Source organism: Citricoccus sp. NPDC079358 (genome assembly GCF_040702545.1).
Classification (GTDB): domain Bacteria; phylum Actinomycetota; class Actinomycetes; order Actinomycetales; family Micrococcaceae; genus Citricoccus.
Window position 1 is genome coordinate 32,765 of the sequence record NZ_JBFBLI010000017.1, and the last position, 23,833, is coordinate 56,597.

23 protein-coding genes are annotated in these 23,833 nt (G+C 68.8%); 13 read left to right on the plus strand and 10 right to left on the minus strand.

Annotation, left to right across the window (positions count from 1 at the left end; translation table 11 throughout):
- Positions 1-190: 190 nt before the first annotated feature.
- From AB0333_RS15625 to AB0333_RS15635, 3 genes are all read right to left on the minus strand, one after another.
- A complete protein-coding gene (locus AB0333_RS15625) occupies positions 191-325 on the minus strand; it encodes a methionine/alanine import family NSS transporter small subunit (protein WP_366219610.1) in 135 nt (44 codons plus the stop codon).
- A 1-nt stretch (position 326) separates the two neighbouring features.
- Positions 327-2,057 carry a sodium-dependent transporter gene (locus AB0333_RS15630; RefSeq protein ID WP_366219611.1) on the minus strand — a complete coding sequence of 577 codons (1,731 nt, stop codon included), beginning with the start codon at positions 2,055-2,057 and terminating at the stop codon, positions 327-329.
- A 185-nt stretch (positions 2,058-2,242) separates the two neighbouring features.
- Positions 2,243-3,436 (minus strand): MarP family serine protease, encoded by a 1,194-nt coding sequence (locus AB0333_RS15635; protein ID WP_366219612.1) that lies wholly within the window; start codon positions 3,434-3,436, stop codon positions 2,243-2,245.
- Between the two features lie 149 nt (positions 3,437-3,585).
- Between AB0333_RS15635 and AB0333_RS15640 the strand changes: the two genes are divergently transcribed.
- Complete coding sequence (locus AB0333_RS15640; protein WP_366219631.1) at positions 3,586-4,263, plus strand: Crp/Fnr family transcriptional regulator; 678 nt, start codon at positions 3,586-3,588, stop codon at positions 4,261-4,263.
- Between the two features lie 182 nt (positions 4,264-4,445).
- Here the strand turns inward: AB0333_RS15640 and AB0333_RS15645 are convergent, their stop codons facing one another.
- The 3 genes from AB0333_RS15645 to AB0333_RS15655 are packed head-to-tail and all read right to left on the minus strand — an operon-like array spanning position 4,446 to position 6,285.
- Positions 4,446-5,618 carry an NUDIX hydrolase gene (locus tag AB0333_RS15645; RefSeq protein WP_366219613.1) on the minus strand — a complete coding sequence of 391 codons (1,173 nt, stop codon included), beginning with the start codon at positions 5,616-5,618 and terminating at the stop codon, positions 4,446-4,448.
- A 23-nt stretch (positions 5,619-5,641) separates the two neighbouring features.
- Complete coding sequence (locus AB0333_RS15650; protein ID WP_366219614.1) at positions 5,642-6,136, minus strand: RidA family protein; 495 nt, start codon at positions 6,134-6,136, stop codon at positions 5,642-5,644.
- On the minus strand, positions 6,133-6,285 hold the full coding sequence (locus AB0333_RS15655) for a hypothetical protein (RefSeq protein WP_188805902.1): 153 nt from the start codon (positions 6,283-6,285) through the stop codon (positions 6,133-6,135). The genes AB0333_RS15650 and AB0333_RS15655 overlap by 4 nt, the downstream gene beginning before the upstream one ends.
- A 77-nt stretch (positions 6,286-6,362) precedes the next feature.
- Here AB0333_RS15655 and AB0333_RS15660 point away from each other — a divergent pair, with 77 nt between their 5' ends.
- The 5 genes from AB0333_RS15660 to AB0333_RS15680 all read left to right on the plus strand — a co-directional run bounded on the left by AB0333_RS15660 (position 6,363) and on the right by AB0333_RS15680 (position 14,110).
- Complete coding sequence (locus AB0333_RS15660; RefSeq protein ID WP_366219615.1) at positions 6,363-8,570, plus strand: transglycosylase domain-containing protein; 2,208 nt, start codon at positions 6,363-6,365, stop codon at positions 8,568-8,570.
- A gap of 7 nt (positions 8,571-8,577) precedes the next feature.
- Positions 8,578-9,558 (plus strand): metallophosphoesterase, encoded by a 981-nt coding sequence (locus tag AB0333_RS15665; RefSeq protein WP_366219616.1) that lies wholly within the window; start codon positions 8,578-8,580, stop codon positions 9,556-9,558.
- Between the two features lie 290 nt (positions 9,559-9,848).
- On the plus strand, positions 9,849-11,807 hold the full coding sequence (locus AB0333_RS15670; RefSeq protein WP_366219617.1) for an ABC transporter ATP-binding protein: 1,959 nt from the start codon (positions 9,849-9,851) through the stop codon (positions 11,805-11,807).
- Positions 11,804-13,711, plus strand: coding sequence for an ABC transporter ATP-binding protein (locus AB0333_RS15675; RefSeq protein ID WP_366219618.1), 1,908 nt, complete (start codon positions 11,804-11,806; stop codon positions 13,709-13,711). Before AB0333_RS15670 ends, AB0333_RS15675 begins: the two co-directional genes overlap by 4 nt.
- A gap of 24 nt (positions 13,712-13,735) precedes the next feature.
- Positions 13,736-14,110, plus strand: coding sequence for a nuclear transport factor 2 family protein (locus AB0333_RS15680; protein WP_366219619.1), 375 nt, complete (start codon positions 13,736-13,738; stop codon positions 14,108-14,110).
- Between the two features lie 68 nt (positions 14,111-14,178).
- Here AB0333_RS15680 and AB0333_RS15685 read toward each other — a convergent pair whose 3' ends face one another.
- Positions 14,179-15,090, minus strand: coding sequence for a phosphoribosylaminoimidazolesuccinocarboxamide synthase (locus AB0333_RS15685; protein WP_366219620.1), 912 nt, complete (start codon positions 15,088-15,090; stop codon positions 14,179-14,181).
- A complete protein-coding gene (gene purD / locus AB0333_RS15690; RefSeq protein ID WP_366219621.1) occupies positions 15,090-16,379 on the minus strand; it encodes a phosphoribosylamine--glycine ligase in 1,290 nt (429 codons plus the stop codon). The genes AB0333_RS15685 and purD overlap by 1 nt, the downstream gene beginning before the upstream one ends.
- An 83-nt stretch (positions 16,380-16,462) precedes the next feature.
- Here purD and AB0333_RS15695 point away from each other — a divergent pair, with 83 nt between their 5' ends.
- The 5 genes from AB0333_RS15695 to AB0333_RS15715 all read left to right on the plus strand — a co-directional run bounded on the left by AB0333_RS15695 (position 16,463) and on the right by AB0333_RS15715 (position 20,741).
- On the plus strand, positions 16,463-16,804 hold the full coding sequence (locus AB0333_RS15695; protein WP_366219622.1) for a hypothetical protein: 342 nt from the start codon (positions 16,463-16,465) through the stop codon (positions 16,802-16,804).
- Between the two features lie 112 nt (positions 16,805-16,916).
- Positions 16,917-17,987 (plus strand): asparaginase, encoded by a 1,071-nt coding sequence (locus AB0333_RS15700; RefSeq protein WP_366219632.1) that lies wholly within the window; start codon positions 16,917-16,919, stop codon positions 17,985-17,987.
- Positions 17,988-18,008: 21 nt separating this feature from the next.
- The gene (locus AB0333_RS15705; RefSeq protein WP_366219623.1) at positions 18,009-19,088 is read left to right on the plus strand and encodes an asparaginase; all 1,080 of its coding nucleotides are present in this window, start codon (positions 18,009-18,011) and stop codon (positions 19,086-19,088) included.
- Positions 19,089-19,105: 17 nt separating this feature from the next.
- Positions 19,106-19,501: a sterol carrier family protein gene (locus tag AB0333_RS15710; RefSeq protein ID WP_366219624.1), complete on the plus strand. Its 396-nt coding sequence runs from the start codon at positions 19,106-19,108 to the stop codon at positions 19,499-19,501.
- A 721-nt stretch (positions 19,502-20,222) separates the two neighbouring features.
- Positions 20,223-20,741 (plus strand): hypothetical protein, encoded by a 519-nt coding sequence (locus tag AB0333_RS15715; RefSeq protein WP_366219625.1) that lies wholly within the window; start codon positions 20,223-20,225, stop codon positions 20,739-20,741.
- A gap of 109 nt (positions 20,742-20,850) precedes the next feature.
- Here AB0333_RS15715 and AB0333_RS15720 read toward each other — a convergent pair whose 3' ends face one another.
- Both AB0333_RS15720 and AB0333_RS15725 read right to left on the minus strand, forming a co-directional pair.
- Positions 20,851-21,498 carry an NAD(P)H-binding protein gene (locus AB0333_RS15720; protein WP_366219626.1) on the minus strand — a complete coding sequence of 216 codons (648 nt, stop codon included), beginning with the start codon at positions 21,496-21,498 and terminating at the stop codon, positions 20,851-20,853.
- Positions 21,495-22,322, minus strand: coding sequence for an EamA family transporter (locus AB0333_RS15725; protein ID WP_366219633.1), 828 nt, complete (start codon positions 22,320-22,322; stop codon positions 21,495-21,497). The genes AB0333_RS15720 and AB0333_RS15725 overlap by 4 nt, the downstream gene beginning before the upstream one ends.
- Before the next feature lie 190 nt (positions 22,323-22,512).
- Here AB0333_RS15725 and AB0333_RS15730 point away from each other — a divergent pair, with 190 nt between their 5' ends.
- Positions 22,513-23,010, plus strand: coding sequence for a MarR family transcriptional regulator (locus AB0333_RS15730; RefSeq protein ID WP_366219627.1), 498 nt, complete (start codon positions 22,513-22,515; stop codon positions 23,008-23,010).
- A 256-nt stretch (positions 23,011-23,266) separates the two neighbouring features.
- The gene (locus AB0333_RS15735; RefSeq protein ID WP_366219628.1) at positions 23,267-23,689 is read left to right on the plus strand and encodes a hypothetical protein; all 423 of its coding nucleotides are present in this window, start codon (positions 23,267-23,269) and stop codon (positions 23,687-23,689) included.
- Positions 23,690-23,833: the final 144 nt, after the last annotated feature.

Genomic DNA, 23,833 nt, shown 5'->3' on the forward strand with positions numbered 1-23,833 from the left:
GAGGGCTGCTCCACGCGAGGAATCCCGGCGATCGTGGGGATTCCCGGTCATGATGACGGGGAAACACCACGATCACCGGGAAAGGCGGGGCACTGACGAGCAACCGATGAACTCAGGATGTGCTGTCCACGCACACAGAGTGAGGCCACGCAGTGACGTTCACTGCGTGGCCTCACTCTGTGTGCTGGCGTCAGGTCCGGTCGGCGGCCGCCTCGTCGCCGGAGAGGTGGTCCGGGTTCTTCAGCAGGTGGATGAGGGAAGCGACCATGCCGCCCCACACCACCACGATCGCGATGATCAGGAACACGATGGCAATCGGGTCCATGTCAGACTCCCTTCTCGGGGTGCTCGGGCTGGGTCGGGCTGCCGTGCGGTCGCTCCGCGCTGCCCGCACCCTGAGGGTGGGACGGGGTGTCGGCATGACGGCCCCGGCCGCTGTGGCCGTGACTGGCTCCCACCGCCCGGTCGCCGGCGGTGGCACCCACCAGGTCCTCGTCCCCGGCGACTGATTCCGGGCCGAGGTTGTCATTGAGTTCGCTGTGGAGGGCCGATTTCTGCGACCACGGCAGCAGGGACAACAGGATCGCCACCACGACCAGAGCGATCGACATGCCCCAGCCGAAGGTGCCCACGAACCAGGCCGGCAGGTCCCCATAGCCCTCCGTGGCCTTCAGCACCACGTCGGAGATCCAGATGTAGGCCAGCACGATCGGCAGGACCACGGCCACCAGGGCCTTGTAGATCCAGCCGACACGGAAGGAGGACACCGCATTCAGGTGCCTGACCATGCGGTCCAGCCGGCGCAGCACCCACGAGACCGTCACGACAGCCACGAGGGCAGCACCCACGATGCCGAAGCTGTTGGCAAAGGCATCCGTGACGTCCAGGACGTTGATGCCGGAGGTGGTGCTGAACAGCAGCAGGGAGATGATCCCGGAGATTCCCACGACGACAATCACGGTCGTCACGCGGCTCCAACCCAGCTTGTCCTTCACGGCCGAGACCACCACTTCGAGGATGGAGATCAACGAGGTGAAGCCGGCAAACACCAGTGAACCGAAGAACAGCACCCCGATCAGGGCCCCTGCGGGCGCCTGGGAGATGATGGTCGGGAAGGCGATGAACGCCAGTCCGATGCCATCGGTGACCACATCCGCGACGGCCACACCGTTGGCCTGGGCCATGAATCCCAGGGCGGAGAACACGCCGATGCCTGCCAGGATCTCGAAGCTCGAGTTGGAGAAACCGACCATCAGTCCCGAACCGGTCAGGTTGGTCCGGCGCTTGAGGTACGAGGAATAGGTGATCATGATGCCGAAGCCCACGGACAGCGAGAAGAAGATCTGACCGTACGCGGCGATCCACACCTGCGGATCGGTGAGCACCGACCAGTTCGGGGTGAACAGGGCGTTCAGGCCCTCAGGGGCGCCCGGTAGGAACAGGGCCACGATGACCAGGATGATGAACATGACGGCCAGCACCGGGATACCGATGAGCGACGCCATCGCGATGCCCTTCTTGACTCCGGCACCGAGGACCACGAGCAGGATCACCCAAACCCCCAGCATCGGCCAGAAGACCGCGGGGACGAACTCCAGGGTCGGGGCGACCCCCTCCGGGACCTGCAGGTACTCACCGAAGAAGAAGGCCTCCGGGTCATCGCCCCAGCGTTCCCCGAAGGAGAACCAGGTGTACATGGCGGCGTAGGCGATGATGGCCGCGTAGTAGACGCCGATGACGAAGCAGATCAGCACCTGCCACCAGCCGATGGACTCGGTCCACTTGCTCAGGCGCTTGAAGGCCAGTGGCGGCGAGCCCTTGAAGCGGTGGCCGATCGCGTAGTCGAAGAACAGCAACGGGATGCCCGCGGTCAGCAACGCGATCAGATACGGGACGATGAAGGCGCCGCCGCCGTTCTCGTAGGCGACGTAGGGGAAGCGCCAGATGTTGCCGAGGCCCACGGCGGAGCCGATGGCGGCGAAGATGAAGGCCCAGCGGGTCGCGAATTGCTCGCGGCTCGCCTTGCCACCTTGGGGTAATGCGGTCTGCGTTGACACGGAGATCCTCCCGGTCAGTAACCCAGCCCACGCGACCCGGTGCAGTTCTGAGGGTGATACGGCGGCGGGTCGGCGGTACGGTGCGAAAATGTGATGGCGACCACGTTAGACCAGTCAGGCCGTTCATGCACGATGTGGACACCGGTTGACACTAGTCAGCCGGAGATTGCTGGGCAAAGCAGCGCTCAGTTGCCCTGAATGCACTGACCGGTGGACACGGTGTCCACCATCTCCTCGGCCTCCGTCAGCGCCTGTTCGGCCTCTTCACCGGTGATGGCGTACCCCACCTCGATGTCCCCGGTGGCGCGCGCGAAGACGATACCGGCCACGTCGCCGTCCGGGGTCAACAGCGGACCACCGGAGCTGCCCAGCTGGACGTCGGCCTCCAGCTGGTAGATGTCCAGCAGCCCGGGCTCGGCGCCGTAGACGTTGTTGACGGTCACCTCGCCGCGGGCCTGGACCAGGGCCGGGTCCATCTGGAAGGGTCCGCCCGAGGGGTAGCCCATGATGTAGCCGGCCTCCTGGTCCGCCAGCTCGGCGCCCACGTCCAGCGGCGGCAGGTCTGCCCCGTCCACGGCGATGACGGCCACGTCCCGTGCCGCGTCGAAGTGCACCACCCGCCCGGCGTGCACGGCACCGTCCGCGGATTCGACCGAGGGTTCGGTCAGTCCGGAGACCACATGGGCGTTGGTGACCACCCGGTCAGGGGCCACAGCGAAACCGGATCCGGTCTGGTTCTGGCCGCACACCAGGGCGGTTCCGGAGATGCGCACCACGGAGGCGCGAGCCTCCTGCAGCGCCTGTCCTGGTGCGGGGGTGGACGTCGCGGCCGCCGGCGTCTCCGTGGTGACGGGCTCGGGCAGCACCGGCACCATGTCCGTGCCGGCGACGGCGGCCCGCACCCGGGCGACCAGCGACTTGGCCGATTCGGGGGCCGCGTCGTTGATCGTGGTGATGACGCGGGATTCGGAGATCGCCGAGGTCACCGGCGCCAGACCCATGGAGGACGCGGAGAAGGCCACGAGGGAGATCAGCGCCGCGGCCACGGCCGTGTTGGCCACCGCACCACCCAGCCGGTCCACCGTCCGCAGTGCCGGCAGGGCCATGCGGAGGCGGATGGCCCGCCCCAGGGCAGCGCCGATCCCCTGGCCCAGCAGCACCAGGACCAGCGCAGCGGCCACGATGGCGAGGATGCGCCACCCGGGCTCGGTGATCCAGGCTGAGACCAGCGGGATGGAGAAGAACGCGGCGATCGCCCCGGCCACCAGTCCGACCATGGTCCCGAGGGTCACCAAAAACCCGCGGCGGTAGCCGGCCATCAGGAACACGAACAGGACGACGATCAGGACCCAGTCCAGCACGGTCAGTCCTAAAAACAAGGAGTCTCTCTTCCTGCGTCCGCCCCCGTATACGCGTAGCGTCCCACTTTACCGTTACCATTGCCGCAGATGGGGCAGAATGGATCACACACACTCCCCGCATGTCGCAGATGTCCGGCATGCCAGTCGACAGTGAGGACGAAGGACACATGGATCTCGAGGTACTGCGCAAGGCCCCGCTGTTCACCAACTTGGATGACGAGGTCTTTTCTGCACTGACCTCCGAGCTGACCGAGGTAGAGCTCTCTCGCGGCGCCTCCGCCTTCCATGAGGGTGATCAGGGCGACCAGCTGTATGTCATCATGTCCGGCAAGATCAAGCTGGGCCGCACCGCCCCGGACGGCCGGGAGAACCTGCTGGCCATCCTCGGCCCGGGTGAGGTCTTCGGCGAGATGGCGCTGTTCAACCCCGCCCCGCGCACCGCTACCGCCACGGCCGTGTCCGCTGCCCGCCTGGCCGGGCTGCGCCATGACAACCTGCGCAAGGTCATCCAGTCCACCCCCGAGGTCTCCATTCAGCTGCTGCGAGCCCTGGCCCAGCGCCTGTCCAAGACCAACGAGTCCCTGGCCGACCTGGTCTTCTCTGACGTGCCCGGCCGGGTGGCCAAGGCCCTGCTGGACCTGGCGGACCGCTTCGGCCGCCCGGCCAACGACGGCCTGCTCGTGGCCCACGACCTCACCCAGGAAGAGCTGGCCCAGCTGGTCGGCGCCTCCCGCGAGACCGTCAACAAGGCCCTCGCCGAGTTCGTCCAGCGCGGCTGGATCCGCCTGGAGAACCGTGCTGTCGTGGTGCTGGACCTGCAGCGCCTGCGCCAGCGCTCACGCTAGTCAACCGGCCGGAACCGGACTCCGGCTGGCCACGGCTGAACCAGTGCTGAGCCACTGCTGAACTGACCTCGAGGGGCCGCCACGGCGGCCCCTCAGTCGTTTCTGAGGGTCAGAGCGCTCCCGCCGCTCCGGCCGCACTGCGTCGGTTCACCAGTGAGCCTCCCTCAACCCTCGAGCTACGCTCAGGCACGGGCCCACTGGCCGCCGGGCAAGTCGACGGACAGGCTGAACCCGCCGCCGCCGTCGCCGTCGTCGCCGCCGTCGTCCCCCGGCGCCGTCGACACCGCCGAGGTGGTCCGCTCCGGGCCGCCGTGCAATTCCGGCGTGAACTCGGGCACGCCGCCGCGGATGGTGAGGTCCATGAGGAACTCCACCGTGGATCCCGCCTCGGCCATCCGCTCCAGCAACAGTTCCACCGCCGGCACCGTCAGACGCCCCAGCGTCCGGCCGACCGTCTCCTCCTGGCCGATCGCGTCACCCAGCACGGTGCTGTCCCGTCCAGCCACGATCCACCGGGCCGGCACCCACGCCGACCAGACGCCTTTGCCCTCCATCAGGGAGGTGTCCTGGCCGTGGGGAACTGCCACCGCGAAGTACTGGGTGTCGAAGCGGCGGTGGGAGAAGTACGGGCTGTGCCATCGCCCGACGGCGCGCAGCAGGTCGGTGCGCAGGCCGAAGCCGCGACGGTTGACCAGGTCCGGGAGGGAGAGCTCCTGACGGTCGAGGGCCACTCGGGCCTGCATCCACTCGCCACCGCCGGGATGGGTGACCACGGCGTGGGCGTCCGGCCCGGCCAGCAGGATCCCGGTCTCCTCGAACAGTTCGCGGATCGCCCCGGCCACGTGCCGGCGGGCCAGCCGGTGGTCGTCCACCCGGAGGACCCGGGACCACTGGGCCGGAGTCGGGCCGAACCACGGGCAGTCGTCCTCGTCCGCGGCGTCGAGGGACCCGCCCGGGAACGCCACCGAGCCCAGGGGGGTGGGCCCGGCCCGGTAGCGCAGGAGGGTCTCCACCCCGTTCAGACCGTCCCGGACCACGGCCACCGAGGAGGCGCGACGCGCGGCCCGCGGCCGCCGTTCCCCGTGCACCCACCAGCTGCGGGCCGCCGCATACTGATCCTCCGGCAGCTCGAAGAGCCGGGACACCAGGGCACGCTCGGCGCGGCGCACCGGCCCGTGACCGACGGCCAGCCCGGTCCGCGGAGCCGCCGGGGCTGACGACGGGGCAGACGACGGTGCAGACGTCGGCGCTGGCGTCCGTGCCGGAGGCAACCGGGCGGGCGGCGGGGTCGGCGAGGGCCGGGACGCCGACGATCCGGACTGTGGCGGCCGGGGCTCGGAGGGTGACGTGGCCATGGTGCGGCGCGGGGCCGGCGTCGTCAGCGGAACCGGACGGTCATCTCGACCTCGACCGGCGCGTCCAGCGGCAGCACGGCCACCCCGACGGCGGAGCGGGCGTGGGCGCCGGCGTCACCGAAGACCCGGCCCAGCAACTCCGATGCACCGTTGACGACCTGGGGCTGGGCGGTGAAGGACGGATCGGAGGAGACGAAGCCGACGACTTTGACGATCTGTTCGATGCGGTCGAGGTCCCCGATGACGGACTTGACGGCGGCGAGGGCGTTGACCGCGCAGATGGAGGCCAGCTCGGCCGCCTCCTCCAGCTCCACCTCGGCACCGACCTTGCCCGTGGCCGGCAGCTGGCCGCCCTGGAACGGCAACTGGCCGGAGGTGTGCACCAGGTTCCCGTCGATGACGGCCGGGACATAGGCGGCCACGGGGGCCGCCACCGGTGGAAGGGTCAGGCCGAGCTCGGCCAGGCGCGCCTCGATGGTGCCGGCGGCGCCAGCGTCGGTGGAAGCTGGCCCGTTCACTGCTTCGGGCGCTTCAGGTAGGCCACGGAACCGCCCTCGGGACCGGTGACGATGGAGACCAATTCCCACCCCTCGGAACCATGCATGTCCAGCACCTGCTTGGGCGTGTGGAGGGGCAGCGGCGTGATGAGGTATTCCCAGGTTGTCATGGACCTACCCTAACCGCAGGGAGGCCCGTTCCTTCAGGTCCGTCACGGAGGGTGATCCGGCCGGTAGAATCGTGATTATGGCCAATCGCAAGTCCCCCTTCTTCGACACTGCCACCACGCTGGGCAAGATCGTCGCCTTCCTCGGTGTCAGTGCGCTGTGCGGCGTGCTTGCGGCCGGCCTGATGCTGCCGATGGCTGCCGTGGGCGGGGCCACGGCCACCGCCGGCGGGGAGATGCTGGACCAGCTGCCCGCCGAGTTGAAGGAGGAGCCGCTCTCGGTGCCCTCCCGCGTCCTGGACAAGGACGGCAACGTGCTGGCCACCTTCTACGCCGAGAACCGCGTCCCGGTCGAGTTGGACCAGATCTCGCAGAACATGCAGGACGCCATCATCTCGATCGAGGATGAGCGCTTCTACGAGCACGGCGGTGTGGATGCCCGCGGCCTGACCCGTGCCCTGGTCAACAACGCCACCTCCGACTCGACCCAGGGCGCCTCCACCATCACGCAGCAGTACGTGAACAACGTGCTGGTCAACGCGCAGTACCTGAACAATGAGCGCACCACCATCTCCGGCACCAAGACCGTGGCGGACAAGCTGCGCGAGATGAAGCTGGCCGTGGCCGTGGAGAAGGAGATGTCCAAGGAGGAGATCCTCGAGGGCTACCTCAACATCGTGCTCTTCTCCGGCCGCGTGTACGGCGTCGAGGCCGCCGCACGCTACTTCTTCAACAAGAACGCCGCAGACTTGAACGTGCCGGAGTCCGCCATGCTCGCCGGCATGGTGCAGTCCCCCAACGGCTACAACCCGGTCAACAACCCGGAGGGCGCCACCGAGCGCCGCAACACGGTGCTCACCGCCATGCTCGGCAACGAGGTCATCACCCAGGCGGAGTACGACGAGGCCGTGGCGTCCGATCTCGGCCTGGACGTCACGCCGCTGGCCTCCGGCTGCATGTCCGCCGACTACGGCAACTACTTCTGCGACTACGTCCAGCGCACCGTCCTGACGTCCGAGGCCTTCGGTCCGGACGCCGAGTCGCGCCAGCGCCTGCTGGACCGCGGCGGCCTGCAGATCACCACCACCCTGGATTCCACCCTGCAGCAGGAGGCGGAGCGCGCCGCGCGGGAGAACGCCCCGTACACCGAGTTCGGCGAGAACGACGCCGTGGGTGCCTCCCTCGTCACGGTGGAGCCGGGCACGGGCAACGTCCGGGCGATGGCCCAGAACACCAACTACGATCCGGCCGCGGAAGGCGATGCCAACACCACCCTGAACTTCAGCGTGGACCGGCCCATGGGCGGCGGCGCGGGCTTCCAGGCCGGCTCCACGATGAAGCCCTTCACCTTCCTGTCCTGGATCGAGTCCGGCAACTCGATGACGGACACGCTCGACGCCCGGACCAACACCTACCCGAACCGGACCCAATTCCAGGGCTCCTGTGGCCAGTCCGGGACCATCCCCCTGCTGCTGGACCGCCCGGCCTGGACCGTCCGCAACGCCATTGCGGACATGAACAAGCCGATGCGCGCCGACTACGGCCTCTACTGGTCCATCAACACGGCCACGGTGGCCGCCGCCTATGCGCAGGACCTCTGCGGCATCACGGACCTGATGGGCCGCGTGGGCATCCAGAACGCCGGCACCGGCGAGACCATCAACCCGCTGAACCCGTCCTTCGTCCTGGGCTCAGAAGAGGTCTCCCCCCTGATGATGGCCGCCGCCTACGCGACCTTCGCGGACGACGGCAACTACTGTGAACCCCGCGTCATCACCGAGGTCACGGACACCCGCGGCAACTCCTACCAGGTGCCCCCGGTGGCCTGCGAGAAGGTCGCGGACACCCAGCACGTCGCGGAGCTGAACAACACGCTCAAGGCCATCGCCTCGGAGCGCATCGCCCAGGACATCACCTTCCCGATCGCCGGCAAGACCGGCACGAACAACTCCTCGTCCTCCACGTGGTTCATCGGCACCACCACGGGCCTGACCACCGCCTCCTGGGTCGGCAACTTCCGGGACCTGGACTCGCTGGAGGGCGAGACCATCGGCGGCGTCGAATATGAGGACGTGTGGGGCTCCATCATCGCCGGACCGATGTGGGCCGACTACATGGGGACCGTGGCCGAGGCCTACCCCACGGACGAGTTCACGGCCTATGACGGCCCGGCCTCCGATCCCCGGACCATGGGCTCCCGCGAGGGCGGAGAGACCATCCGGGTCGACAGGCGCCCCGGCCCCCAGCCGTACTACGACCCGGACGCCGTCGTCTCGACCGAGGACTGAGGCCATCATGGGGAAGGCACAGGTGAGGGCCGCGCGCCAGGCCGCCGGCCGCCGTCGGGCACGGTGGATTGCGGCCGCGAAGGCGGCCGCGGTGGTCACCGGCGCCGTGGCCACCACCGGCGCCGGCCTGGTGGCCTGGGGTGGGCTCGTGGAGGCCCGCAACTTCGCGGTGCGCACCGAGCAGCTGCGCATCCTGCCGCCGGGGGCCCGCCCGTTCCGGATCCTGCATCTCTCGGACATCCATCTCATCCCGTCCCAGCAGGACAAGCTCGACTGGCTGTCCGGCCTGGCTGCCCTGAAGCCCGACCTGGTGGTCAACACCGGTGACAACATCGGTGCGGCCGCGTCCGTGGCTCCCCTGCTCCGGGCCCTCGATCCGCTGCTGGACGTGCCCGGGGTCTTCGTCCCGGGATCCAACGACTACTACGCGCCCAAGCCGGCCAACCCGCTGCGCTACCTGGCCGGGCCGTCCCGGCAGGATCCGAATCGGACCGAGCTGCCGTGGGAGGACCTGTTCAGCACCTTCGAGGCCCGGGGCTGGCTCAACCTGTCCAACCAGCACTTCTCCCGGGTGCTCCACGGGATCCGGCTGGACTTCGCCGGCACCGACGACCCGCACCTGGGCCGGGACCAGTGGCCCGGCTTCCCCGGGGCGGGTGCCGGGCCGGCCCGCTCCCTGCGGATCGGGGTCACCCATGCGCCGTACCGTCGGGTCCTGGATGCCATGACCGACGGCGGCGCTGATGTGATCCTGGCCGGCCACACCCACGGGGGCCAGATCTGCGTGCCCTGGTACGGCGCCCTCGTCACCAATTGCGACCTGCCGACCTGGCAGGCCTCCGGCCTGACCGAGTGGTCCTCCGGCGGGCGGACGGTGCCGCTCGAGGTGTCCGCCGGCATCGGCACCTCGCCCAAGGCCCCCGTCCGTTTCGCGTGCCGCCCCGAGGCCGTGGTGCTGGACGTGGTCTCCCCCGCCCCCCGCATCTAAGTCGCACCTAGTGGTGCTGTCCGGGGCGCCAGAGGGTCAATTCGTGAGACCGGGATGCCTGGACGGGTTATTGCAGGAGTCTTTCAGAACTCCCCCGGCGACCGTAGGATGGTGGATCGCCGCATCCCTTGATGCCGGCCACGTGTTCGACGTCTGGAGGGGTTGCCTTGCCCACGCCTGCCCGCACCGACTCATCGCGTGGCACGCCGGGCCGTCAGGGACCACCGGATGGACGCGGCGGCTCCACTGAACGTCGGGATGATCGCGGCCCAGGTGGCCGGGAGCGGTCCATGCTCGAGGCCATCCGCCGCCTCTCCCCCTACCTGGACGGTATCCGTGGGCGCTGGGTCGCCGGGCTCGTCTCGGCCATGCTGGCCGGGCTGGTCGCCCTGTCCATCCCGCAGGTCATCCAGCAACTGGTGAACTCCGTGCTGCGTCCCGGCGGGTCCCCGGCGGACGTGTGGGGTGCCGTCTGGCTCATGGCCGGACTGGGCATCGCCGAGGGACTGCTGATCTTCGGCCGCCGCTACTTCATCCTGCCGCCCGCCGCCGGGGTGGAGAACCGGGCCCGCATCGCCCTGTTCACCCGGCTGCAGCGACTGCCGGTCTCCTTCCACGACTCCTGGCCCTCCGGACAGCTGCTCTCCCGCTCGGTCGGAGACCTGTCCCTGCTGCGCCGCTGGATCGCCTTCGGCACGGTGATGTTCGTGGTCTCGATCGTCACGATCGTGGTCGGCATCGGCCTGCTGCTCAACTCCTCCTGGATCCTCGGGCTGATCTACCTGGCCGGTGCCGTGCCGATCATGTGGCGCTCCTTCTCCTTCCGCAACGACTTCCGCAGCGCGTCCCGCCTCTCCCAGGACCAGGCCGGGGACCTCGCCACCACCGTGGAGGAATCGGTCCACGGCATCCGCGTGCTCAAGGCGTTCGGGCGCGGCGGGGAGGCCCTGGAGGGGTTCCGCGGCCAGGCGGACACCCTGCGCGGCACGGAGGTCCGCAAGGCCACGGTGCTCTCCCAGTTCATCGCCCTGATCGTCGCCCTACCGGAGACCGTGATCGGCATCTCACTGGCCGTCGGCGTCTACCTCGTCGCCACCGGGGACCTCACCGTGGGTGCCCTCGCGGGCTTCTTCGCCACGACGGCGGTGCTCGCCGGCCCGGTCGAATCCGTCGGTCAGCTCATGGGCATGTCCCTGTCCGCGAAGACCGCCATCGACCGTCACTTCGAGGTCATGGACACCACCGTCGACATCGCGGATCCGGCCGCAAGCGCTCATCCCGATTCTGGGTCCGGATCCGGACGCAGTGGTTCGAGCCTCGCCTTCGAGGGGGTCGGATTCCACTACCCGGACGCCACTGCGGAGTCGGTGCCGATCCTGCGGGACGTGACCCTGCACCTGAAGCCCGGGGAGACGATGGCCCTGGTCGGGCTGACGGGTTCCGGCAAGTCGACGCTCGTCCAGATGGTCCCCCGACTCTACGACGCCACGTCCGGGCGCGTGCTGGTGGACGGGGTGGACGTCAGGGACTATCCGCTGCTGGACCTGCGGCGCACGGTGTCCATCGCCTTCGAGGACGCGACCCTGTTTTCCGACTCGATCCGCAACAACGTGCTGTTGGGAGCCCCGGCGGAGATCGCCGGTCCGGGTGCCGCCGACCCGCAGGCCGCCGAGGACCTGCTGGCGCTGGCCCTGGACACCGCCCAGGCCCAGTTCGCCTACGCCATGCCCGAGGGCGTGGACACCCAGATCGGTGAGGAGGGGCTCAGCCTGTCCGGCGGCCAGCGCCAGCGCATCGCCCTGGCCCGCGCCATCGCCGCCCAACCGGAGATCCTCGTCCTGGACGACCCGCTGTCCGCACTGGACGTCCGCACCGAAGAGGTCGTCACCCAACGGTTGCGCACCGTCCTGGCCGGGACCACCACCCTGATCGTGGCCCACCGGCCCTCCACCGTGGCCCTCGCCGACCGCGTGGCGGTGCTCCACGACGGGGCGATCCAGGACGTCGGCACGCACGTCGAGCTGCTGGGCCGGTCGGCGGGATACCGCTTCATCATCTCCAGCTTCGAGGAGGACCAGTCCATTGAGTCCGTCATGGATTCCGGGGTGATCACCGGGATGACACCGGTGGTTCCCACGCCTGAACCGTCCGGCGGCGGCGGTGGCGACCCTCGCCAGGGCAAGGACAAGGACGCAGACCAAGGCACCAGCACCGGCACCGGCACCGGCACCGAGGGGGACCGACCATGAGCCGCTCGGACCGGACTCAACGCCGCGGCCGTCAGTCGGCTGATGCCTCCACCCGCGGCGGGGCCCAGCGGCCCGACCCGACTCTTCTCGGCACCCAGGGCGAGGAGCGCTTGGACCTCAGTGTCCAGGAGCGGAAATACGTCAGGGCCCGTTCCTGGGTGCTGCTCAAGGACCTGGCCCGGCCGGTGAAGTGGAAGCTCATCCTGACGGCGCTGCTCGTGGTGATCTCGAATGCCGCCCGCGCGTCGTTCCCGCTGATCATCGCGTGGGGCATCGACTGGGGGCTGCCGCAGGTCGTCTCCACGCTGGAGGCCGGCGGCTCCGCGGCACCCGTGGTGGCCGCCGTCGGGGGCACCTATGTGGGAGCCGCGCTGACGGCGGGACTGCTGCTGGGCACCTACACGTGGCTGGCGGCCCGGGTGAGCCAGGCGATGCTGCTGGACTTGCGCGTCTGGGTGTTCCGGCACACGCAGCGGCTCAGTCTCGAGTTCCATGAGAAGTACACGTCCGGCCGGGTGATCTCCCGGCAGACCTCGGACCTGGACTCGCTGCGCGAGCTGCTGGACCAAGGGGTGTCCTCGCTCGTGTCCGGTCTGATGTTCATGCTGTTCACGGGCATCTCGATCGTCGTCCTCGACTGGCGTTCGGCGCTGATCCTGCTGGTGGCGTTCGTCCCGGTGACGATCGCGGTGCGCTGGTACCAGGTGCGTTCCGAGGCGGTCTACCGGGAGTCGCGGGTGTCCTCCGCCCGGATGATCGTGAACTTCGTGGAGACCATGACCGGCATCCGCGCCGTGCAGGCATTCCGCAAGGAAAACGCCAATGACCGGACGTATGAGGCGCTGGCCGGCAAGTACCGCGATGACATGCTGAAGTCCCTGAACCTCTTCGGCATCCTGCAGCCGACCCTGGTGATCACCGGGAACCTGACCGTGGTGGCCATGCTGCTCTTCGGCGGGTTCCGGGTGCTGGACGGCACCCTGGCCGTGGGCGTGCTCGTGGCGCTGCTGTTGGCTGGCAAGCGCGTGTTCCAGCCGATGGAGCAGGTCGCCATGTTCTACTCCTCCTTCCAGTCCGCCACCGCGGCGCTGGAGAAGGTGTCCGGGCTGCTGGAGGAGGCGCCCACCGTGCGGGAGGCCGAGCATCCGGTGCCCCTGCCGGAGGTTGCCGGGCGGATCGAGTTCGCGGAGGCGGAGTTCGGCTACGGGGACGGTCAGGTGATCCTGCCACGCTTCGACCTGACGATCCCCGCGGGTCAGACGGTGGCCGTGGTCGGCCAGACCGGGGCCGGCAAGTCCACGCTGGTGAAGCTGATCGCCCGGTTCTACGACCTGTCCTCCGGTTCCCTGACACTGGACGGGGTGGACCTGGACCAGCTCTCCGCGGCCGATCTGCGGCGCCATGTGGTCATGGTGACGCAGGAGGCGTTCCTGTTCTCCGGCTCCGTGGCCGAGAACATCGCCCTGGGCCGGCCGGACGCCTCGGACGCCGAGATCCAGGCCGCGGCGAAGGCCGTGGGCGCCCACGAGTTCATCCTGTCCCTGCCGGAGGGCTACGAGACCGACGTGACCAAGCGCGGCGGGCGGCTCTCCGCCGGCCAGCGCCAGTTGGTGTCCTTCGCCCGGGCCTTCCTCGCCGATCCGGCCGTGCTCATCCTGGACGAGGCCACCTCCTCTTTGGATCTGCCCAGCGAGCGGCTCGTGCAGCAGGGGCTCACCCGGCTGCTGGGTGACCGCACCGCGCTGATCATCGCCCACCGGCTGTCCACCGTGGAGATCGCCGACCGCGTGCTCGTGGTGCACGATGGGCGGGTCGTGGAGGACGGCTCCCCCGCCGAGTTGATCGCGGCCGGCGGCCGCTTCGCCGAACTCCACGCGGCGTGGAAGGACTCCCTGGTCGGCTGAGAGCGGGCCCATTAGCCTGAAGGCATGGCCACGTTGACCTTCAGCGACCTCCTGGCCCTCGAACACGGGGGCTGGGACGCGCTGTGCTCGGCCCGGGGCGGCACCTTCTACGGGGAGTTGATGACCGGCGACGCCGTCATGGTGCTGGTCAACGGCATGGTCCTGGACCGGGACGCCGTGGCGTCAACCCTGGACCAGGCTCCACCGTGGTCCGAATATCACCTGGATGGTGCCCGGCTGGTTCCCACGGGGATGGACTCAGCTGCTCTGGTGTACACGGCCACGGCCACCCGGCCCGGTGATCCGGAGCCCTTCACCGCCCTGATGTCCAGCCACTACCGGCTGGACGAGGGCCGTCTCCGGATGACGCTCTACCAGCAGACGACCATCACGCACTGACCCATAACTATTGCCCGCAAAACACTGACCCACAACGATGGCCCGCACAGCGTGGCTACGCCGCGTGGTCAGGGGGTGAAGGCCTGGCCCGTCAGGGTCTCGTAGGCCTCGATGTACCGGGCGCGGGTCTTGGCCACGACGTCGGCCGGCAGGGCCGGCGGCGCCTGGCCGGACGCCCGGTCCCAGCCGGAGTCCGGACCGGTCAGCCAGTCGCGGACGAACTGCTTGTCGAAGGAGGGCTGGGCGCGGCCCGGATCATACTGGGCGGCATCCCAGAACCGGGAGGAGTCCGGTGTCAGGACCTCGTCGCCCAGCACGATCCGCCCGGTGGCATCCAGGCCGAACTCCACCTTGGTGTCCGCCAGGATGATCCCGCGGTCCCGGGCGATCGACTCGGCCCGGCGGTACACGTCCAGGGTCAACTCACGCAGTCGCTGGGCGGGGGTGTCCCCGATCAGCCGGGCCATCTGCTCGAAGGTGATGTTCTCGTCATGCTCGCCCACATCAGCCTTGGCGGACGGGGTGAAGATCGCTGGGTCCAGCTTCGAGCCGTCCACCAGCCCCTCCGGCAGCTCGATCCCGGTGACCATGCCGGACTCCCGGTACTCGGCCAGCCCGGAGCCGGTCAGATAGCCGCGGGCGATGCACTCGACCTCGTACATGTCCAGCCGCTGGCACACCATGGCGCGCCCCGCCACGGCCTCCGGCACGTCCAGGGACACCACGTGGTGGGGCACCTGCAGTTGCTCGAACCACCACAGGGACAGCTGGGTCAGCACCGCGCCCTTGTCTGGAATCTCGGTCTCCAGCACGAAGTCGTAGGCGCTGATCCGGTCCGAGGCGACCACGAGCAGCGTCTCGGACTCCCCCGGTGCCGCATCGGCCGGCTCATAGAGGTCCCGGACCTTGCCCGAATAGGCGTGCCGCCAGCCCGGCAGCTCCACAGCCTGGGCGTCGAAGCCTTGAGAGAATCCGGTCATCAGCGTGCCTTTCCGTCCGGGAGTGAGATCTCGCCGCGCTCGGCCTTGAGACCGATGTCGGTGCGGTGCTGTGATCCCTCCAGGGAGATCAGGTCCACCCCCGCGTAGGCGCGGGCCCGCGCCGCGGCGAGGTCTTCCCCGAGCCCGACGACGGCCAGCACCCGGCCGCCGGCGGCGACCAGTCCGCCGGCGGGCGCGGTGGAGGTGCCCGCGTGCAGGACCGAGACGCTCTCCAAGGCATCCGCCGCGGCGACGCCGGACAGCGCACCGCCCTTGAGAGGGGACTCCGGGTAGCCGGCGGCGGCCACCACCACGTCCACGGCGTAGTCCTCCGACCAGTCCAGCTCCTGCACCCCGGCCAGGCAGCCCGTGGCGGCGTCCATCAGGAACCGGCCGAACGGGGTCCGCAGCCGGGCCAGCACGGCCTGGGTCTCCGGGTCACCGAAGCGCACGTTGAACTCGATGACGCGGAGGCCGCGGCTCGTGAGGGCGAGGCCGCAGTACAGCACGCCGGCGAAAGGGGTGCCGCGGTCGGCCATGGTGGCGATGACAGGGCGGGCCACGGCCTCCATGACCTCGTCCACGAAGCCCTCCGGCAGCCAGTCGAGCGGGGTGTAGGCGCCCATGCCGCCGGTGTTCGGTCCGGCGTCGCCGTCGCCGATGCGCTTGAAGTCCTGTGCCGGGACCAGGGGGACGGCATTGGTGCCGTCGGAGATGACGAAGAGGGAGACCTCGGGACCGTCCAGGAACTCCTCGATGACCACGGTGCCGTTGACGTCGAAGCAGGACCGGGCGTGGTCGAGGGCCTCGGCGCGGTCGGTGGTGACCACCACGCCCTTGCCGGCGGCCAGCCCGTCGTCCTTGACCACGTAGGGGGCGCCGAACGCGTCCAGGGCGGCCTCGGCCTCCGCGACCGTGGAGCACGTGTGGGCGGCGGCGGTGGGAACGCCGGCCTGGGCCATCACGTCCTTCGCGAAGGACTTGGAGGCCTCGAGCTCGGCGGCCGCCTTGGAGGGGCCGAAGACGGTGAACCCGGCCTGCCGCAGGGCATCGGAGACCCCGGCCGCCAGCGGGGCCTCGGGGCCCACGACCACCAGGTCCGCGTTCAGCTCACCGGCCAGGACAGTGACGCCGGTGGCGTCGGTGGCGTCCACGGCATGCACCGAGGCATCGAGGGCGATGCCCGCGTTGCCGGGGGCCGCATGGACCTCCTGGACTTCAGGGTCCAGCTGCAGGGCGCGGATGAGGGCGTGTTCGCGGCCGCCGGAGCCGAGGACGAGGATCTTCACGGTGCCCAAGCCTAGACCGTCCGCGCCGTCCGGGCGCGCGTGTGTGCGCCCGCCCCGGCCGCACCGGTCCGTACGATGGGCTCATGACGTCTCCTCAGCCCGGGCCCGACGACGGCCGGCACCTCCCGGAGCACCGCGGCCGCCCCGGGGAGCAGGGCCCGGACGGGCACGAGAGAGGGCAGCAGCGGTACGGCCACCCGTACGGCCGCGCACCCCGCCTCGCCGGCTCCGGGGGCTCCGGAAAGCTCCTGCGCACCACCTACACCTTCGTGATCGTCTGGCTGACCTGCGCCGTGATCATGTGGTTCGGGACCCGGCTGCTCGGCTTCGAACGCGGGGACGTGGGCGCCGCCGTGGTCTCACTCGTGGTCTCCCTGGCCGGGGCCCTCGCCGTGACCGTCTGGGCCACCCGCCGCGGGCGCTGAGGCGGCGCCCGCAGGACCCCTTTCCGCCAGGGTTCTCAGGGTTAGCTCATGCGTCCCTCATCTGGGGCTCATGCTCCTCGAGCACGATGAGCGCATGGCCCTCACCAACAGCATGACCACCACGCCCGGCGCGTCCAGCACCACGCCCGGCGTCTTCGCCCAGCAGGACGCCGCAGAGCTGGTCCACCTGACCCGCAACGGACAGGTGGAGTCCCGTCACAGTGGCGCCGCCGTGGTCACCGGCCCGGACGGCGGCGTGCTGGCCACGGTGGGTCCGGCCGACGCCGTGGTGTTTGGCCGCTCGGCCCTCAAACCACTCCAGGCCATCGCCTCCTTGCGGCTCGGCGCCCCGCTGGAGAGCCGCCACATCGCCATCGCCTCGGGCTCGCACCGCGGTTCCTCCCGCCACCGCGCCCTGGTCCGGGAGATCCTGGCCGCGGCCGGCCTGGACAAGACGGCGTTGCAGTGCCCGCGCGCCTGGCCCAAGGACCGCCGCGAGCTGCTGAAGATGGCCGCCCGCACCCGGCGCCCGGACGGCCCCCGCCCGAACCGGCTGGCCTTCAACTGCTCCGGCAAGCATGCCGCCTGGCTGTCCGCCTGCGTGGCCGCCGGTCTGGAGACCGAGAGCTACCTGGAACCGGACCACCCACTGCAGCAGGAGGTCTTCCGGGTGATCGAGGACTACTGCGGCACGGAACCGGTGCACGTCGGCGTGGACGGCTGCGGCGGCCCCGCCCCCCGGTTGGCGCTGGCCGGGCTGGCGCGCGGATTCGGCCGCGTCGCCTCCGCGCCCGAACGGGCCGGCCGCGGGCTGCCGATCGACGACCATGCCATCCAGGTGGCCGTCTCCATGCTCCGCCACCCCTGGGCCGTCCAGGGCCGGAACAGCTCGAACACCCGGATTATGCGTGAGCTCGGCCTGCTGGCCAAGTCCGGGGCGGACGGCGTCCTGGTGGTGGCGGCTCCGGACGGCACCGCCGTGGCGGTCAAGACCCTGGACGGGGCCTCCCGGGCCACCAACCTCGTGGCCTTGAACCTCCTGGCCCGCTTCGCCCCGGACCAGGTGGACCTGCCGGCGCTGCGGAACGTCCTCGACGCCGTGACACCGAAGGTCCTCGGCCGCGGCCAGCCGGTCGGCTGCGCCGAACTCGCGGAACCGGTGCTCGGGGTGCTCTCCGCCTGAAGTAGTGACAAGCTAGTGACCATGCCCGCACCCCAGCAGCATCCCGATCAGTTCGAGTCCCACCAGTCCGCTCGGAAGCCCTCGGCCACCTTCACGGTCAACGAGGCCGTGGAACTGGTGCACGTGGTCCGCAACGGGTTCATCGAGTCCCGCACCATCGGTTCGGCCGTGGTGACGGCGCCGGACGGCTCGGTGCTGGCCTCCCTCGGCAGCCCGGACTCCCTGGTCTACCCGCGCTCCACGCTCAAGCCGCTGCAGGCCATCGCGTCCCTGCGGCATGGGGCCCGGCTGGTCGAGGAACAGATCGCGCTGGCGTGCGGGTCGCACCGCGGGACGGCCCGCCACCGCCAGACGGCCGCCACGGTCCTGTCCTACGCCGGCATGGACGAGTCCTTCCTGCAGTGCCCACCGGCCTGGCCCGCGGATCCCGCCGGCATCATCGAGATGGCCGGGGACGCCGGTCCCGGTGGCCCCCGCCAGACCCCGCTGGCCTACAACTGCTCCGGTAAGCACGCTGGTTTCCTCTCCGCCGCCAAGCACGGCGGTCACGATGTGGGCACCTATCTGGACCTCGACCACCCCATCCAGCGTGAGGTGGCCGCCGTCCTCGAGGAGTACTGCGGGGAACCGGTGGCCCACTGGGGCGTAGACGGCTGCGGGGCCCCTGCCCCCGTGCTCTCCCTGACCGGCCTGGCCCGCGGCATCGGCACCGTCGCCGCGGCCCCGCACCGCCGCGACTCCGAGGTGCATGCCGCCTCCGTGGCCACGGCCATGCTGGAGCACCCCTGGGCCGTGCACGGCGAGACGAACACGAACACCGTGGTGATCCGCGAGCTCGGGGTGCTGGCCAAGCTTGGCGCGGACGGTGTCATGGTCATGGCCGCGCCGGACGGCACGGCGGTGGCCGTCAAGGCGCTCGACGGCGGCACGCGCGCCGGCAACCTCGTCGCCCTGGTCCTGCTGGCCCAGTTCGCCCCCGAGCAGATCGACCTCGAGGCCCTGCCGGGCGTCCTGGACTCCGTGGCTCCGAAGATCCTCGGCCGCGGTCAGCCCGTCGGCCGGGTCCAGCTGGCCCGCCCCGTCCTGGATCTGCTGGACTGAACGGCACGGCAGCAGTCATGTCCGTCAAACGCCGCATTTCTGACGACGACGGCCGCGCCGCCCTCGCGTCCTGGTCCAGCGCCCGCTCGGCTGGACGGGCCGGGGCGGAGGGCGCCGCCGCCCTGCCCCGCAGCACCCGGGCCACCGCCGTCCGCTACACCCTGGAGGAGCTGGCCACCCGGGCACCGGGGAACTCCGTGGAGGTCCGGGTCCCACCGTTCGGGGTCTGCCAGTGCGTCGAGGGCCCGCGCCACACGCGCGGCACTCCCCCGAACGTCATCGAGATGGATCCGGCGACCTGGCTGGAACTGGCCACGGGACTCACAGACTGGGACGCCGCCGTCGGGACCGGGAAGGTGCTCGCCTCCGGCTCCCGCGCCAACCTGTCCGAATGGATGCCGCTGCGGCCCTAACCGTCTGCGGTTCGGCCGCTGACCATCCGGCAACCGGGGTGATGGTCACCGGCGCAACCAAGGTTGCACCCTGCGGCTAACAGACCTGTCCAAACATGTGTCACAGAGCGCCCGCTGACCGGACAAATCACCGGACGGGTCCTACGGCACGCTCCGCAAGGCTCGTTGCTGTTACTCCAGGTGAGCGGAGGATGCGTCCGATGGGGTTCCTCATACGGCACGCGGGACAGCGCTGCGTCGTTGACTCGAAATCATGCCGCTGGTGGCCTAACGGCGGAACGGCTAACGAACACGCACCCGGCCGATAGACTCAACGTATGAAGGATCGAGCCTCTACGTACGGATCGATAGGCACGGCCGTCCTAATCTTCGGGTTCGCCCTGATGCTCGGTGCAGGCGGTTCGACCCTCCTCGGAACATTCGGAGTGCTTGCAGCTACAGCGGGCCTCGTAGCCCTGGTCGCAGGAACCGTCCTGTACTTCCGTGCGATTAACCGGAACCGTCGAACCTAACGCAGCCGATCGCCCAGTGGCGGATCCCCAAATGGACACGCCTGAGTCCATGGCCCGAACCGCCACCAAGTGATCGCAGAAGACCGCCATTTAGCGATCAAATCCACAGTCCACTTCGTGTCCAGAGGGACACTTCTTAGTCAGGCATTGATGTCAGACTGTTGCAATGAGATGTTGGCGTGAAGCGGCCCCCTACTGCGACGAGTGTCGTGTCTGAGTCCCTGCGCGTCGAACAGCGTGAGGTCTGGGTGGGAGGGCTCTCCCGATCTCAGTTGCTGGGCAGTCTGAGTTCGCACGGCATCCATCTCAACGCCTACGCAGAAGCTCTCCTCGCGAGCGAATCGTTCGATGATCGGGTGGCACGACCGATCGTGGTCACCGAGCTTACGGTGGCCGAACTCGGTCTGGCCAACGGTGCGCCGCTTTCCCGTATCTTTTGGGCGGCCGAGCAACAGGGCTTGTCACTCTGTCCTGTAGACACCGGGCCTTATCTGCGCCTCGCCTTGCACGAGCAGACGACATCGTCCAACCCCCTGATGTCTTCGGGGTATGCACCGGAAGGCTCGCTGACAATAGCTTCGGCCCCAATCAGCGATGACGATGAGTACCCGAAGGGGTTCTATCTCCGCGTGGTCGATAGGCAGGCGTGGCTGCGGGGATACCGCTGCGACAACGAGCACCAGTGGTCTCGCGACGATCGCTTCGTATTCCGAGACGGGCCTGCGTGAAGTTCGGCCGCTCGATACCAGGGGCCCCTAGTGCAGAGTCAAGCTGGCTACGTTCGACGCTTGTCCCGATGAGCGATCCCCTTCCGATGAACTGCACGCCGACGAATCGTCAGTCGGAAGGGCCTACCGCGATGACGCGGTGCCGTTCGTCTGGAGCCTCGGCCAGATCCATCAGGGCAATGGCGTAGTCCTCTATAGAGATCATTGAGGAGCCGTCGGATGCAATCACGAGCTCGCTGTCCGCTGTCGTGTACCGTCCAGTCCTGTGGCCGGGGGCGAAGTGCGCGGCCGGTGCGAGGTAGGTCCAGTCGGCGTCGGGGTGCTTGCGGAGGATCTCGAGCTGCTGGTTGCTGGCCGTCGCGATCGGTCTGATCTCGCTGGGAACCCACCGCGGGTCATCTATGGCCAGACGGTCCGTTCCAGGTACGAGGAGCGGGCCTGCACCGCCGATGACGAGCAGACGGACCCGGGCGTTGCGTGCTCCTACGGCAAGTCCGCGTGTTGAGGCGACGATGTCTGCCTCTCTCCCGACGGCTAGGCGGGTAGCGCCGACGATCAGTTCGTGGCCGTGTGCTGCTACGGTCACCGCTTCGGCGTCTGCTGAGTCGAGAATCAAGGAAGTAAGTCCTTCACTGCCCGCATGAGGGCTACTACCGCCTCCTCGGGAAGCGAGGGTGACCGAGTGGCCGCGGCCGAGTGCTTCCTGGGCGATGCGGTGTCCTGCGTTGCCGGTCCCGCCGATGACCAGAATCTTCACTGTGTTGTTTCCTTTCGGGTTGTCGTCATCTCCCGAGGGAGGGGTGGTTGGGCGCTGCCGGGGGGCCGCTGCGCTGCCGAAACAGCCAGCAGCGCCATCGCGAACCCGAGCATCTGGACCAGGGTGAGCGTCTCGCTGAGGAGTGCCCAGCCGAGGATTGCTGCGACTAGCGGCGAGATCAGCGGTAGGAACGAGACTGCGCCTGCGGGGAGTCCGCCGACCCCGTGGAACCAGAGGACGTAAGTGAGTAGCGCCCCGATAAGGGAAAGCCATGCGTATCCGAGAAGTGCGTACGCATCCAGCAGTGGGGGTGCCCCTTCGAACGCGAATGCCAAGGGAAGGCCGAACAGCCCGCCAGCAGTGAGGAGCCACCCGGCGTACGCGACTGGCCCGACTGGCCTGCCCCACTTCTTCGACAGCACGGTCCCTGCACCCATCGACGCCGTGCCTGCAAGTCCGGCAAGGATTCCCGCAGGACTGAGCGTGGCCTCCGGTCCCAGCACCATGAGCGACACGCCGGCTACGGCGATCACTCCCCAGCCAAGACGCCACAGCGTTGGCTTCTCACCCAGCAGCGGCAAGGCCAGGGCTGCGACGAATAGCGGCTGCGTTGCGCTGAAGACTGCGGCCACACCACCGGGAAGAAGATACGCGGAGACGAACAGCAGGGGGAAGAAAGCCCCGATGTTCAGAATCCCGAGAATCGCTGCTTTCCACCACCACTCGCCGCGCGGGAGGGTGCGGGCGAGGAGCAGTGCGATCAGTCCGGCGGGCAGCGCGCGGATCACCCCTGACCACAGTGCGGAGTCCGCTGGAAGGGCCATCGTCGTCACGACGTACGTCGTACCCCACACTGCAGGGGCACTGGCCGTCGCCAACGTGAGACCAACACCACGCCGCATAGTTCATCACCGAATCTTTCAAGAGTAAATGGTCGCCTTGACGGCAGGGTAGTACACTAAATAGTTTAGGGGCAAATTATTCAGTGATGAAAGGTGGAGCAGTGTGGACCGGGTGAGTGACTACTTGGACCAGTGGCACAGGGAGCGGCCTGACCTCGATGTCGAGCCGATGGGCATCCACGGCCGGATCAAGCGAGCGGCAGAGATCCTCGGTAGGGCGCAACGTGAGTACTTCGCGACGCAGGGGTTGACCCACTCCGAGTTCGACGTTCTCGCCACCTTGCGGCGGTCCGGTCCGCCGTTTCAGCTCACCCCGAAAGATCTCGTGGCGGCAACGATGTCCAGCGCGGCGACAGTCACCAACCGGCTCAGCGCATTGCAAGCCAAAGACCTCCTGACGCGGCACCCCGACCCGCAGAACCGGCGTGAAGTTATCGTGACGCTGACGCCGGAGGGCCGGAAGATGGTGGACGAAGTTGTGGAAGGCCATCTAGCGACCGAAGAGCGGCAGCTTGAGGCGCTGTCGGCTGATGAGCGCGCATTGCTCGCTTCGCTTCTGCAGACCCTCCTTGCCGCGAATGGAGACGAGAGCGTCCGGAGGCCCCGTTGAATACTGGCTACACAGAGTGCTTGCCGCCTGCGCATTTCGTGCCTACCTTGACCACGACGTCTAATCAGAGCGCTGAAGGTCGGTGGGACGTCATCATCCACCTAAGACTCTCGCCGTCACATGAAGATGTTCTGTAGGCGCTCTGTGACGGCACCGCTCGCAGCGATGCAGGCGAGACGGGGCTGGTAGACATTCCGTAAGTCGATCCCCGTGCCGGACGCGCGCAGTGTCGGGTAGTCATGGGAGACTCGCACACATGAACCTGCCGCCCGAAAGCTACGTCGACTCAATGCCGTGCGACAAGGACTTATTGGTCGAGCTCGGGCGCGTCACTTGGGCAGCGGCACGGTTGCATGCTGGCGTGCGTGACGCAATCAATCGCCATGACGGAAACCCCTCGGATGAACCCTTCGCACGGACGCTCGGTCAGGCGGTCAGTGGTTTGGAATCACGGGCAAGCAGCGCTGGACGAGCCGATCAGGTTGACTGGGTCAAGACTGTCGGTCGTCCAGCGGTGAAAATGCGCAACGATGTCACGCACGCCGTTACGTACACCGCGACTGACGGCCGACAAGCCATCGGTACGGTGGATCATTCGGCACCTGGCCGGTTCCTTCGTCAAGAGCTTCGTCAGGTGACACTCCATCTCATTCACGCCAGCATGACACTGCCCGGCTGACGGTGCCATTGGGCGGCACAGCGCGCTCTCATCAGGGGTCGTTCGTTGGGGATCGGCATGCGGGACACTCGGAAGTGTGCGGCCGAGGGTTCAAGCCGAATGGTGGTAGGCCACCTCTACTCGCGGGTCGGCCACATGGGGTGG